Origin of the sequence: Candidatus Endoriftia persephonae, assembly GCF_023733635.1 — a bacterium.
Classification (GTDB): Bacteria; Pseudomonadota; Gammaproteobacteria; order Chromatiales; family Chromatiaceae; genus Endoriftia; species Endoriftia persephonae.
The window spans coordinates 3551779-3564199 of record NZ_CP090569.1 but is presented as its reverse complement, the minus strand read 5'-3'; the positions used below and the strand labels follow the sequence as shown (position 1 = coordinate 3564199).

The window sequence follows — 12421 nt, the reverse complement described above, 5'->3', positions numbered from 1 at the left end:
TAAAGGTAACAGCTGTAGATCCGGCTTGAGCCGGACATATCCGCCTAAAGGCAGACCTACAAACGTTTATCCCACTTGGCGTGGGCCCCGTTGATGATACGCACCACCGCCTTGGAGGAGATGGTTGCACCAGTGATTGCATCGATCTCGTAGGGCGCCGATTTGCTGCCCTTCTTCACCGCCTTGATCTGCGGGTCCACCGCCAAGCCATCGAAGTTGGCAACGAAGTCCTTGTCCTTAAAAATCTTGTCGCCCAGGCCTGGGGTCTCACGGCTATCCAGGATCTCCATGCCAACGATCTTGCGCTGCTCCGGCAGATAGCCGTAGAGTAGCTTGATGGTGTCCTGAAAGCCCGGCCCCTCGCCGGCCACCGCATAACCGACCAGATCGCCCTGCTGATTGTAGCCGCCGTAGACCGTATCCTCGTCGGCGCCCTCCTGGGTGCGTTCGCTCAGCCCGCCATCGCTGTATTGCAGCTTCTTCATGCTGGCCACGCCGGGCAGCACCTTGAACACCGCCGCCTTCAGCTCCGCCGCCTTGTTGGCGGTGATGGTCGGTAGGGTTGCCTCAAAGATGCTGATGATCACCAGCCCCGAGATCAGCCCGGCAAAGGCGACCGAAAGCGCTAGTTTCTGTGGGCTGGGTTCGGCCACCTGTGGTGTCTGCTGCTGCATACTCATGAACGTTCCACTCCCCGGCCAAAGACCCGTGGTTGAGTGTAACGGTCGATCAGCGGCGTCGCCGAGTTCATCAGCAGGATCGCGTACATCATCCCCTCCGGCATGCCGCCGAAGACCCGGATTAACACCACCAGAAAGCCGATGCCGGTACCGAAGATAAGCAAGCCTTTCGGTGACAGTGGCGAGGTCACCGGGTCGGTGGCCATGTAGATCGCCCCCAGCATCATGCCGCCGGAAAACAGCGTAAACAGCGGGCTGGGGAAGCGTGCGCTATCGACCATAAAAAGGATCAAAGAGAAGAGTCCGGCGGTGACAAAGATGCTGACCGGAATACGCCAGTCGAGATCGCGTCGCCACCAGAGCCAGAGCCCGCCGAGCATCAGCAGCAGGCCACTAGTCTCGCCCAGCGAGCCGGCGGTGTTGCCGATGAACAGTGACCAGAACTCGCTGGATTGGTGCTCAAATTTCATCATGCCGAGTGGGCTGGCGGTGGTGAGGCTGTCCCAGGTCCCCTGCATCAGCGGCGCAGCGAAGGTGCTGGAGTAGAGGTCGAAGAAGTGCTCAGGGCCCTGAGCCGGGTACCAGGTGGTCATGGCGATGGGGAAGGTGCCGAGCAGGAAGGCGCGTCCCACCAGTGCTGGATTGAACAGGTTGTTGCCCAGTCCGCCCCAGATCACCTTGCCTAGACCGATCGCCACCATCCCGCCGAGGAACGCCTGCCAGAGCGGCAGCGCTGGCGGCAGGGTCAGTCCCAGCAGCAGCCCGGTGAGCGCGGCACTGCCATCGCCCAGTGCTACCTTGCGCGATTCTGCCGGGGTGAACACCCACTCGACCATCACCGCACCGGCGATGCAGGCGAGCAGCACCAGCAAGGCGCTGAGGCCAAAGAACCAGAGCCCAGCCAGGGTGGCGGGCAGCAGCGCATACCAGACATCGCGCATCGCGCTCGGGGTGGTCATCCCCTGGGCTAGCAGCGGCGCTGGTTGCACCAGCAGTTTTGGGTCGCGTTGCTGCTTCATTCGCTATGACTCCTGCGGTGCTGGTGGCGCAGATTATCCTTGGCAGTGCGGATGTGCTGCACGATAGGGATCGATGAGGGGCAGGCAAAGGTGCAGGCGCCACACTCCACACAATCGAGCACATTGATCTCCTTCATCTCGTCGTAGAGCCGCGCCTTGGCGAGGCGGGCGAAACGCGATGGATTGAGAAAGTAGGGGCAGGCATCCAAGCAGCGGCCGCAGTGGATGCAGGGGTATTCGCGCGGGCGGCTGGTCTCTGATTCGGTGAAGGCGAGCACCCCCGAGGTACCCTTCAGTACCGGTACATCAAGGCTGGCGATCGGCGCGCCCATCATCGGCCCGCCGGAGATCACCTCACGGGTGTCGTCGCTCAGGCCGCCGCAGAACTTGAGTAGATCGCGCAGCGGTGTGCCAAGTGGCACGATCAGATTGGCCGGATAGTTGATGCCGGGGCCGGAGACGGTCACCACCCGCTCGATCAGCGGCATGCCGCTGTCGAACCAGTCTGCGATGGCGACCACCGTGCCCACGTTGTTGACCACGATGCCGCAGTCCCGCGGCAGCTGGCCAGCCGGCACCTCGATATCGTAGATCGCCTTGATCAGCATCTTCTCCGCGCCCTGCGGATACTTCATCGGCAGGCCAACAATATCGACCGGCTCGTCTCCCAGCTCCGTCTGCAGGGTCGCGATGGCATCGGGCTTATTGTCCTCCACACCGATGGTGGCGCGACGGGCGCCGAGCTTGCGGCGCACGATCTCAGCGCCGCGGATCACTGCCGCCGGGCGTTCCACCATCAGGCGGTGGTCGTTGGTCAGATAGGGTTCGCACTCGGCACCGTTGATCAAGACGTTGTCGATGCGCTGGCCCTCGGGGATCGAGAATTTAACATGGGCCGGGAAGGCCGCGCCGCCCATGCCGACAATGCCGGCGCGCTGCACCTGTTGGATAAACTCATCGATGGAGAGCGCCTCCCAGTCAACCGGTGGCTGTGGCTGAAACTGCTGGGTGGCATAAGGATCGGCCTCAATCACAATCGCCGGCTTGAAGCTGCCGTCGGTATACCGGCAGGCCTCGATCGCAGCGACCCGGCCCGTCACCGGGCTGTGTAGTGCGGTCGACATGAAGGCGCCGGGTTCGGCGATCAGCTCGCCGCGAGTGAGGCTCTGCCCCTTCTCCACCACCGGCTTGGCCGGCACCCCGATGTGTTGCCCCAGCGGCATCACATAGCGTTCGCTAAACGGCACCCGCTGGATGCGCAGATCCACCGTCTGCTGCTTGTGCGGATCTGGGTGTACGCCGTGGCGGAAGGTGCCTTTCAGATTGAATAGAGTGCCTAACAGAGACATAGCGATACTGCGGTGCAAGCCAAATGAGCGCCCTAGTTTAGCAAAATTGGTTGGCCACGACCGCCCGGCAAAGGGCGAGAAAGGGCACAAAAAAAGATAGAATCCTGATTCTAACAGAGAGGAGAAGCGCGATGAGTAATGCGGCTGAAGAGTCGGTTAAACGATTCTGTGATGGCTGCTCCTGCTCCCAGGCGGTGCTGAGCAGCTACGCCGATCGCTACGGTCTGGAGCAGACAGTGGCGATGCGTATCGCCGCTGGGTTGGGCGGCGGCCTGGGGCGCATGGGTGGCACCTGCGGTGCGCTGACCGGCGCAGCGCTGGTGTTGGGGCTGGAGAATGGTTCGCCGGATCGCATCGACAAGCTCGCCAAGAAGGCAACCTACGACGCGGTGGCTGAGCTACAACGACGTTTCAGTGAGCGCCACGGTTCGATCCTCTGCCGCGATCTGCTACAGCATGACCTGAGCATCCCGCAGCAGTATCTGGAAGCCAAGGCTCTGGACCTCTTCAAGACGGAGTGCCCTGCCTTTGTCGAGACTACGGTGGAGATCCTCGACGATCTGTTGCAGTAGGCTCGAGGCCTCCTATCACCCAGACAGAAGAAACAAAATTATGCAGCAAAAGATCCTTACTATGCTCGACCTGCAGGCGGCGATGAACGCACGGGTCAACCCGCAGTGGCGCGCCGCCAACCTGCCCTGGTACCGGGCGATCTGGACCGAGTGCGCCGAGATGCTCGACCACTACGGCTGGAAGTGGTGGAAACATCAGAAACCGGATATGGAGCAGGTCCATCTGGAGCTGGTCGATATCTGGCACTTTGCTCTGAGCGACCTGCTGATGCGTGGCGACAGTCCCGAGCAGATCGCAGCGCAGACCCAGGTTGCGCTGGCCGAGCCGACCGAGTGCGACGACTTCCGTGAGTCGATCGAGCAGATGGCGCAGCGCTCGATTGCTAGCCGCTCTGCCGATATCCGCCTGTTCGCTGCGATGATGCAGCTCGCTGAGCTCGACTTCGACAAGCTGTTCAAGACCTACGTGGGCAAGAACGTACTCAACTTCTTCCGCCAGGACCACGGCTACAAAGAGGGCAGCTATATCAAGGTCTGGCAGGGCCGTGAGGACAATGAGCATCTGGCGGAGTTGCTCGCCACGATTGATGCCGAGAGCCCTAGTTTCTCTAAGGATCTCTATCAGCGGTTGGCTGATGTCTACCCTGGCTAGACTGCTATAGTCACCAGATAGATCACAACCAAGAAATTTCACTAAATGACCGAGAGTTCCGGGGATGATGTTGCGACTCCTGAGGAAAGGGATGAACTGATCTTTGCGCAGGATGAGGTGCAGCAGGAGCTGGTGGAGAGCGGCCAGCACAATCCACCCTGGAAGGTGTTGATCGTCGACGATGAGCGCGGAGTGCACGATGTCACCCTGCTGGCGCTGCGCGATTTCCGCTTCCATCAACGCCGCCTCGAATTTCTGCACGCCTACTCTGCTGCCGATGCCCGCGCACTGCTGGATGAACACTCCGACACGGCGGTGATCCTGCTCGATGTGGTGATGGAGGCAGATGACGCTGGGCTGGCCCTGGTTAGCCACATCCGCGAGCAGCTGGGCAACCGTTTTGTGCGCATCATCCTACGCACCGGCCAGCCGGGCCAGGCCCCCGAGGCGCGGGTGGTCGAGCAGTATGACATCAACGACTACAAGGAGAAGACCGAACTCACCGCACAGAAGCTGACCACCAGTCTCTATGCGGCGCTGCGTTCCTACCACGATATCATCAGCCTGGAGCAGAACCGGCGTGGCTTGGCGCGGGTGGTGGCCTCCACCGCCTCAATCATCCAGATTCGCGACCTGGACCACTTCCTCAGCGGTCTGCTGATGCAGGTAGTATCGGTGTTGGGACTCGATCAGGATGCCTTCATCGGTGTGGTCTCCGGCTTTATTGCCGGCCCCCCCTGTGCAGCGGATGAGAGCCTGCTGCGGATCTTGGTCGGGGTGGGGAGTTTCGAGGCCAAGCAGGGCCAGTGTGTCGACCAGGTGCTGGAGCCGGAGGATCTCACACTGTTGCGGCGCAGCCTGCAATCAGACCATCCGCTGCATCAGGATGGCAGCTACGTGTTCCGTTTCGATGGCTGCAAGCAGGGCAACGGGGTGGTCTTTGTGACCGGATGTGATGGGATCGGCAGCAGCGCCCTGAATCTGGTGAAGCTATTCTGCTCCAGCGCCTCAGTGGCCTATGAGAACGTCAACCTCTACCACGAGATCGAGGACACCCAGCGGGAGATCGTCTTCATGCTCGGTACGGTGGCCGAGTTTCGCTCCCGCGAGACCGGTAACCATGTGCGCCGGGTGGCTGAGTATGTCGGCCTGCTGGCGCACCATTGGGGGCTCGAACCGACAGAGGTCGAGCAAGTGAAGCTGGCAGCGCCACTGCACGACATCGGCAAGATCGCGATCCCCGATCAGATCCTCAACAAACCCGGCCGCCTGACACCTGAAGAGTTCGAGATCATGAAGAGCCACGCCCGCATCGGTTATGAGATGCTGAAAGGCTCTTCACGGCCGATCCTCAAGTCGGCCGCGATTATCGCCCGTGACCACCAGGAGAAGTGGGACGGTAGCGGCTATCCGGCTGGCGCCAGCGGCGAAACGATCCACCTCTATGGTCGCCTCACCGCAGTGGCCGATGTGTTTGATGCTCTCGGCAGTGATCGTTGCTACAAGCAGGCGTGGCCGCTAGAGCAGATCATTGACTATTTCAGCGAGCAGCGCAGTCGGCACTTCGATCCGCGGATCACTGATATCCTGCTACAGAATCTCGACGAGTTTCTCGTGATTCGCGAACGCTACCGGGATGATGTAAACCCGGCCTATACCCCGTTCAGCCATACGGAGTAGGTCACCCTAATGCGACGACTCGGCCTGCTGCTTTTCATGGTGCCCTGGCTGTTGTTGCCGGCCCGGGCCGCCGATCGGTCAGTACGACTGGTGGATGATGAGTGGCTGAGCGGTCGATCGGGGCAGGCTGAGCTGCTGATTCTGGATGTGCGAGAGCCCCAGGCCTACCAGCAGGGACATCTCCCGGGGGCGGTCAACCTGCCCGTCAACTCGATCTTCGGCCTTGATCCTCGTTCCGACCTGATGGCGCCCACTAGCACCATCCAGCGCGTCTTCAGCACTGCCGGCATTGATGTCAGTCAGCAGCTGGTGGTCTACGATAGCGGCACCTTCATCGATGCTGCTCGCCTGATCTGGATTCTGGAGGTGCATGGACATGCTCGGGTGGCCCTGAAGAATGGAGGCTATGAGTCCTGGCTTGCGAACGGGAAGGCGATCAGCTTCGAGGCAAGTCAGCCGCAGGCGCGTCGTTTCATCCCTACCGCCGATCCACAACGGATTGCCAGTAAACTCTCGACCCGGCTGGCGATCGACAACCCAGAGGTCGTGCTGATCGATGCGCGCACGCCGGAAGAGTTCGCCGGCGAGGTGAGTGGGGCAAAGCGCTTTGGCCACATTCCCACAGCGATCAACATCCCCTGGGATGCCAACTATGAGCGGGTGGATGGTCAGCCGAAACTCAAACCTCTCAGCGAGCTGCGGGCGCTCTACGCCGGCATTGGCCAGAACAAGCGGATCATCACCTACTGCAACAGGGGCAAACAGTCGGCGCTGACCTATTTTGTGCTGCGCCAGCTGGGTTATGCGGCCGCCGCCTATGGTGGTTCCTGGTTCGAATGGAGTAATGACCCGGCCCTGCCGATCGAACGGGATGGGGATGGCGCGCACTAGCCAGTCGCTACCTGCCGGGAGGGGGCGACATCGGTTGTCACGCCTACCGATCCGTCAGAAGCTGACCCTGGTAATTCTACTGGCGGTGCTTCTCACGCTGCATATTGGTGGCCTGTTTGTCATCTACTGGGATATCGCCGCACTGCGTCGTGCCGCCCAGGAGAGTGCTCTGGTACTGGCCCAGTCGATGAGCCAGAGCTTCGCCAAGATCCTGATGCTCGACTCCACCGATGCGGCGGTGGATACAGTCACCGCACTGCAGGCCTTCACCGAGGTGCGTCAGGCGGTGCTGTTTGACCGGCAGGGTAAGGCGGTATTCCAGTATCAACGCCCCGACAGTCTGGAGCTGGCGCCGCCCGCCTCGCCACAGGGGGAGCAGATTGCCTTTGAGCAGGGTGATATCCGGCTCTTCACCCGAGTGCAATTTCAGGGACTGGCGCTGGGTACGCTCTACCTCTGCCTCTCTACCGAATCGCTGGATCAGTGGGTGGAACGCCAGCTGCAGGGGTTTGCCATGCTGACCCCGGTGCTGCTGTTGATTGCGGCGGGGTTGGCGTTTCTGATGCAGGGCATCTTCTCCCGGCCATTGCTGCATCTGGCCGCGTTGATGGACGAGATGAGCCAGGTGGGCAATCTCGATCTGCGCGCCAGCACCGACGAGCGGAATGAGTTTGGCCAACTCTACGCGGGTTTCAACCGGTTGCTCGATGAGATCCAGGCCTCGCAGAGGGCGTTGCAGGAGCAGAAGTTTGCGCTCGACCAGTCGGCGATCGTTTCCGCCACTGATGTCACCGGCCGGATCATCTATGTGAATCAGCGTTTCTGCGACGTCTCTCACTACTCCTCCGATGAGCTGATCGGCGCCAAGCACAATATCGTCAAGTCGGATGAACATCCTCCGGAGCTGTTCCGTGAGATGTGGCGCACCATCGCCGCCGGTCGGGTCTGGCACGGGGTGCTAAAGAACCGCAACAAACTGGGTGGCTACTACTGGGTTGACACCACCATCGTCCCTTTCCTGAATGACAGGGGAAAACCCTATCAATATCTCTCGGTGCATTTCGATATGAGCGCCGAGAAAGAGGCGGAGCAGGCTCTGCTGCAGGCGCGGGAGAACCTGGAGGCGCGGGTCAGCGAGCGCACCCGTGAGTTGGAGACGTCCCGCGACCAGCTGATTCACGCTGAGAAGATGGCCGCGCTGGGTAGCCTGGTGGCAGGGGTGGCCCATGAGATCAACACCCCGGTGGGGATCGGCGTGACCGCCGCCAGCCATCTGCAGGAGGCGCTCCGCGGGCTGCAGCAACGCTACGCCGAGCAACAGATGACGCGCCGTGAGTTGGAGTCGTTTCTTGAGATGACCGAGGAGAGCTGCCGTATCCTGGTGAGCAATCTGCAGCGAGCGGCCCAGCAGGTGCGTAGTTTTCGTCAGGTGGCGAGTGATCAGAGCCAAGAGGCGCGCCGTGAATTCGAACTCTGCAGCTATCTGCAGGAGGTGCTGTTGAGCCTGCGGCCGCGGCTGAAAAAGAGCGGCCACGCTGCCACGCTCGACTGTGCCGCGGAGATCACCCTCGACAGCTATCCCGGCGCTCTCTCCCAGGTGATCACCAATCTGATTACCAACTCACTTGAACACGCTTTCACTGAGGGTGAACATGGGCATCTGCAGATCAGCGCCGAGCAATCTGGGGAGCGGCTGCTGATCGACTACCGCGATGATGGGCGGGGCATCAGCGAGGCCGATTTGACTCGGCTCTACGAGCCCTTCTTCACCACCGCCCGCGGCCGAGGCAACACCGGCCTGGGGATGCACATTGTCCACAATCTGGTGATCGGCCCGCTGGGGGGGAGCATCGAGTGCCAGAGCAGTCTGGGCAAGGGGGTACGCTTCCACCTGGAGATTCCGCTCGAGGCCCCGGCCGCCTGAAACGGATCATGCAAGCCCTCAGCACTCATCCTCACGTCGTGCAGTGACTGCTATCCCCTCCCCCATCAGTGTGATTTCCAGCGTGATCGGCCGGCAGCAAACGGAGCAGTCTTCGACATAATTTTGCTGAAGGATGCTGGGGTCGATCAGGATGGTGATGAATTCCCCGCAATAGGGGCAGAAGATGGTCTGAGCGTCGAGTAGGGAGATGGTGAATGCCTCGGGTGATCAGTCGTTGGCCTGCTTGCCGGCATCGAAGGCGGCACGCAGCGCTGCATGGATATTCGGGTGCTGTGCCAGATCATCGATCGCCAGATGCTCCTTGGCGATCTTGTGCAGTTCATCCAACTCTGGTTGTTGCTGCCAGAGTTGGATGAACTTTTGCAGATCAAAGTGGCCATCGCTCAGGCATTCGATGGCCAGTCCACGTGGTGTGCTGAACTCGATTGGAGTTGCCTCCATCACCTCATAGAGGTAGGAGTAGGTATCGATCTGGTTGAGCCTGGCGAGTAGCCGATGCAGATCAGGTGATTCATCGCCGGACTCCATCAGCTGATCGAGATCGATGGTGGCGGTCGGAGAGTGGGTCTCTCCCCGAAAACCGAAGACAATGCGGGCGTCGATGGTGTTGTGCACGGCTGGGCCTCAAAGTGGAATCTAAATCTAGGAGAGGAACTATAAAAAGTTGCTGGTGGGGAGTACAGCAGAGATCAGTCTTCTATTTTGAAATTGGCCTGGGCGAAGCGCAGCAGAAATGGCGACAGATAGGCACTGCTGGCTGCTGAGTAGTCGCGCTCGGCACGATAGATGGTCAGCAGACGGGCCACATAGGGGTTTGCTGTGTGGCTGAACAGGAGTGCCGAGACCTTGGCCTGCTTGTATGCATGGCCGCGTAGATCGGTGCGGCCGACCAGATAGAGCTGGTGGCAGGCTGCCTGTTTGATGATCGCGGCAACCGCATGGCTTGGCAGTAGCAGGTAGAGACGCCCTTGCGCGTCGATCAACTCTGCGGCAATCGCGAGCAGTTGTTGATAGGGAAGCTGGTCAGTATGACGAGCCGTAGCGCGGAGTGGATCAGCGGTGCGGGTGTGATCGGTAAAAAATGGCGGGTTGCTGATGATCAGGTCGTAACGCGTCGGATTGCCTGCGGCAAACTCTCGGATATCCTGATGCACTGCCTGCAGCCGTCCGGCCCAAGGGCTGTTGCGGAAGTTATCTCGGCATTCGTCGAATGCCTCCTTCGTCAGCTCAACCCCGGTTACCGATCCAGCACCCAGCTGCGCCAGCATCAGTGACAAAAGCCCGGTGCCGGCGCCGATGTCGAGCACCCGGTCATCTTTTTGGACCGGCGCCATCGCGCCAAACAGGGTGGCATCGGTGCAGACCTTCATGGCGGAGTGCGCCTGAGCGACAGAAAACTGCTGGAATTGGAAGGTCGACATGATGGGTAACCGGACGACCGCAGCGGGTCGTCCGGGGGGGAGGGGCTGGTTAGCCGAGCAGCTCTGCCATGCGTTTGCCCATCTCCGCTGGTGAGCGCACCACATGGGCGCCGGCGGCCTCTAGAGCCTCGAATTTGGCGTTTGCGGTGCCCTTGCCGCCGGAGATGATCGCCCCGGCATGGCCCATGCGTTTGCCAGGCGGTGCGGTGACGCCGGCGATATAGGCCACCACCGGCTTGGAGACGTGCGCCTTGATGTACTCCGCGGCCTCCTCCTCGGCGGAGCCGCCGATCTCACCGACCATGATGATGCCCTCGGTCTGCTCGTCTTTTTCGAACAGTTCCAGACAGTCGATGAAGCTGGTGCCATTGATCGGATCGCCGCCCAGGCCGACACAGGTGCTCTGCCCCAGGCCCGCCTTCGTAGTCTGCCCCACTGCCTCATAGGTCAGGGTGCCGGAGCGCGACATCACGCCGACCTTGCCGGGCTTGTGGATCACCCCGGGCATGATCCCGATCTTGCACTCACCGGGAGTGATGATGCCGGGGCAGTTGGGGCCGATTAGGCGCGCGCCGGTGGACTTCAGCGCCTCTTTGACCCGCAGCATATCGAGCACCGGGATGCCCTCGGTGATGCAGGCGATTACCTTGATGCCGGCGTCCGCCGCTTCGAGAATTGCATCGGCGGCAAACGGTGGTGGCACATAGATCATGGTGGCATCGGCGCCGGTCTCGTTCACCGCATCATGCACGGTGTTGAAGACCGGCAGCTCCAGGTGGCTCTGGCCGCCCTTGCCGGGAGTCACACCGCCCACCAGGTTGGTGCCGTAGGCGATCGCCTGATCGGAGTGGAAGGTGCCCTGCTTGCCGGTAAAACCCTGGCAAATGACCTTGGTGTCTTTGTTGACGAGTATGCTCATTTTTTTGTCCTATTCTCCGTAGGAGCGCCGCTCGCGATGCGAATATCCGGACCGGTGCGCGTCACAAGCAGCGCTCCTACGAATATCAAATCATGCAGCTGCAGCGACAGCCTTCTTGGCGGCTTCGGTGAAGTCGGCGGCGGTGATGAAGTCGAGTCCGCTCTCCTCCAGCATCTTCAACCCCTGTTCGGCGTTGGTACCCTCCAAGCGGACCACCACCGGCACCGCAATACCAACATTCTTGGCTGCGGTGATCACCCCTTCGGCGATCAGGTCACAGCGCACGATGCCGCCGAAGATGTTGACCAGCACGGTCTTCACCTTGGCGTCGGAGAGGATCAGCTTGAACGCCTCGGTGACCCGCTCAGCGGTGGCGCCACCGCCCACGTCGAGGAAGTTGGCCGGGTCGCCGCCGTGCAGCTTGACCATGTCCATGGTCGCCATCGCCAGGCCGGCGCCGTTGACCATGCAGCCGATGCTGCCGTCGAGGGTGATGTAGTTGAGGTCATGCTGGGCGGCGGCGGCCTCTTTCTCATCCTCCTGGCTCGGGTCGCGCAGCGCGACGAGATCCTGGTGGCGGTAGAGCGCGTTGCTGTCGATGTTGATCTTGGCGTCGAGGGCCATCAGCTGGCCGTCGCCGGTGACGATCAGTGGGTTGATCTCGATCAGGCTTACGTCCTTCGCCATATAGAGTCGGTAGAGCCCCATCATGATGCGGCCGAACTGCTTGATCTGATCACCCTCCAGCCCCAGACCGAAGGCGAGCTTGCGGCACTGGTAGGGTTGCAGGCCGGCGGCCGGATCGACCACTGTGGTGAGGATTTTCTCCGGGGTCTCGGCGGCCACCTCCTCGATGTTCATGCCACCGGCAGCCGAGGCCATGAAGGTGACGCGGGAGCAGGCACGATCCAGCAGTGCCCCCAGGTAGAGCTCGCGGGCGATGTCGCTGCCCTGCTCCACCAGCACCAGGTTGACCGGCAGCCCTTCAGGACCGGTCTGCTTGGTCACCAGAGTCATGCCAAGGATCGCCTCAGCCGCCGCCTCGACCTCATCGAGACTCTTTGCCAGCGTCACCCCGCCGGCCTTGCCGCGACCGCCGGTGTGGGCCTGGGCTTTGACCACCCAGATCTCACCACCTAGCTCCTGGGCCGCCGCACGGGCATCGCTCGGGCTGGAGACCGTCTTACCCTCCGGGACCGGGATGCCGTAGTCGGCAAACAGCTTTTTTGCTTGGTATTCGTGTAGATTCATCTGCTTTCCTTTCTCGTAAAGGTCAGTGGCGCGGACAAGCCG

The 12421-nt window shown here is 61.2% G+C and carries 13 protein-coding genes; 5 read left to right on the top strand and 8 right to left on the bottom strand.

The genetic code is table 11. The annotated features are described in order from the left end of the window. Positions 1-56: 56 nt before the first annotated feature. From L0Y14_RS16150 to rsxC, 3 genes are read right to left on the bottom strand one after another with little or no spacing between them, the layout of a single operon-like run. A complete protein-coding gene (locus L0Y14_RS16150; protein WP_006475011.1) occupies positions 57-680 on the bottom strand; it encodes an RnfABCDGE type electron transport complex subunit G in 624 nt (207 codons plus the stop codon). Next, complete coding sequence (locus tag L0Y14_RS16145) at positions 677-1699, bottom strand: RnfABCDGE type electron transport complex subunit D (RefSeq protein WP_005958524.1); 1023 nt, start codon at positions 1697-1699, stop codon at positions 677-679. The genes L0Y14_RS16150 and L0Y14_RS16145 overlap by 4 nt, the downstream gene beginning before the upstream one ends. Then, a complete protein-coding gene (rsxC, locus tag L0Y14_RS16140; protein ID WP_006475012.1) occupies positions 1696-3048 on the bottom strand; it encodes an electron transport complex subunit RsxC in 1353 nt (450 codons plus the stop codon). The genes L0Y14_RS16145 and rsxC overlap by 4 nt, the downstream gene beginning before the upstream one ends. A 131-nt stretch (positions 3049-3179) precedes the next feature. On the opposite strand from rsxC, the gene L0Y14_RS16135 reads away from it, so the two are divergent. From L0Y14_RS16135 to L0Y14_RS16115, 5 genes are read left to right on the top strand one after another with little or no spacing between them, the layout of a single operon-like run. Then, positions 3180-3620 (top strand): C-GCAxxG-C-C family protein, encoded by a 441-nt coding sequence (locus tag L0Y14_RS16135; protein WP_006475013.1) that lies wholly within the window; start codon positions 3180-3182, stop codon positions 3618-3620. 40 nt (positions 3621-3660) lie between these two features. Continuing rightward, positions 3661-4272, top strand: coding sequence for a dUTP diphosphatase (locus tag L0Y14_RS16130; protein ID WP_006475014.1), 612 nt, complete (start codon positions 3661-3663; stop codon positions 4270-4272). A 45-nt stretch (positions 4273-4317) separates the two neighbouring features. Next, positions 4318-5952, top strand: coding sequence for an HD domain-containing phosphohydrolase (locus L0Y14_RS16125; protein WP_005958520.1), 1635 nt, complete (start codon positions 4318-4320; stop codon positions 5950-5952). 9 nt (positions 5953-5961) lie between these two features. After that, the gene (locus L0Y14_RS16120) at positions 5962-6843 is read left to right on the top strand and encodes a sulfurtransferase (RefSeq protein WP_005958519.1); all 882 of its coding nucleotides are present in this window, start codon (positions 5962-5964) and stop codon (positions 6841-6843) included. Beyond that, positions 6830-8767, top strand: coding sequence for a sensor histidine kinase (locus tag L0Y14_RS16115; RefSeq protein WP_240991666.1), 1938 nt, complete (start codon positions 6830-6832; stop codon positions 8765-8767). Before L0Y14_RS16120 ends, L0Y14_RS16115 begins: the two co-directional genes overlap by 14 nt. An 18-nt stretch (positions 8768-8785) precedes the next feature. Here the strand turns inward: L0Y14_RS16115 and L0Y14_RS16110 are convergent, their stop codons facing one another. The 5 genes from L0Y14_RS16110 to sucC form a co-directional block, all read right to left on the bottom strand. Beyond that, entirely contained in the window at positions 8786-8953 is a 168-nt protein-coding gene (locus L0Y14_RS16110) for a CPXCG motif-containing cysteine-rich protein (RefSeq protein ID WP_305790656.1), read from the bottom strand. A gap of 42 nt (positions 8954-8995) precedes the next feature. After that, positions 8996-9403 (bottom strand): hypothetical protein, encoded by a 408-nt coding sequence (locus tag L0Y14_RS16105; protein WP_005958517.1) that lies wholly within the window; start codon positions 9401-9403, stop codon positions 8996-8998. A gap of 74 nt (positions 9404-9477) precedes the next feature. Further along, entirely contained in the window at positions 9478-10209 is a 732-nt protein-coding gene (locus tag L0Y14_RS16100; RefSeq protein WP_040819674.1) for a tRNA1(Val) (adenine(37)-N6)-methyltransferase, read from the bottom strand. 49 nt (positions 10210-10258) lie between these two features. Further along, the gene (gene sucD / locus L0Y14_RS16095) at positions 10259-11128 is read right to left on the bottom strand and encodes a succinate--CoA ligase subunit alpha (protein ID WP_005958515.1); all 870 of its coding nucleotides are present in this window, start codon (positions 11126-11128) and stop codon (positions 10259-10261) included. A 90-nt stretch (positions 11129-11218) separates the two neighbouring features. Beyond that, positions 11219-12379 carry an ADP-forming succinate--CoA ligase subunit beta gene (sucC, locus tag L0Y14_RS16090; protein ID WP_005958514.1) on the bottom strand — a complete coding sequence of 387 codons (1161 nt, stop codon included), beginning with the start codon at positions 12377-12379 and terminating at the stop codon, positions 11219-11221. Positions 12380-12421: the final 42 nt, after the last annotated feature.

Excerpts from the sequence above, each read along its gene's own strand:
- L0Y14_RS16145 (WP_005958524.1), bottom strand. The coding sequence starts at position 1,699 with ATGAAGCAGCAACGCGACCCAAAACTGCTGGTGCAACCAGCGCCGCTG.
- sucD (WP_005958515.1), bottom strand. The coding sequence starts at position 11,128 with ATGAGCATACTCGTCAACAAAGACACCAAGGTCATTTGCCAGGGTTTT.
- L0Y14_RS16100 (WP_040819674.1), bottom strand. The coding sequence starts at position 10,209 with ATGTCGACCTTCCAATTCCAGCAGTTTTCTGTCGCTCAGGCGCACTCC.
- L0Y14_RS16125 (WP_005958520.1), top strand. The coding sequence starts at position 4,318 with ATGACCGAGAGTTCCGGGGATGATGTTGCGACTCCTGAGGAAAGGGAT.
- L0Y14_RS16135 (WP_006475013.1), top strand. The coding sequence starts at position 3,180 with ATGAGTAATGCGGCTGAAGAGTCGGTTAAACGATTCTGTGATGGCTGC.
- L0Y14_RS16130 (WP_006475014.1), top strand. The coding sequence starts at position 3,661 with ATGCAGCAAAAGATCCTTACTATGCTCGACCTGCAGGCGGCGATGAAC.
- L0Y14_RS16115 (WP_240991666.1), top strand. The coding sequence starts at position 6,830 with ATGGCGCGCACTAGCCAGTCGCTACCTGCCGGGAGGGGGCGACATCGG.
- rsxC (WP_006475012.1), bottom strand. The coding sequence starts at position 3,048 with ATGTCTCTGTTAGGCACTCTATTCAATCTGAAAGGCACCTTCCGCCAC.
- L0Y14_RS16120 (WP_005958519.1), top strand. The coding sequence starts at position 5,962 with ATGCGACGACTCGGCCTGCTGCTTTTCATGGTGCCCTGGCTGTTGTTG.
- sucC (WP_005958514.1), bottom strand. The coding sequence starts at position 12,379 with ATGAATCTACACGAATACCAAGCAAAAAAGCTGTTTGCCGACTACGGC.
- L0Y14_RS16150 (WP_006475011.1), bottom strand. The coding sequence starts at position 680 with ATGAGTATGCAGCAGCAGACACCACAGGTGGCCGAACCCAGCCCACAG.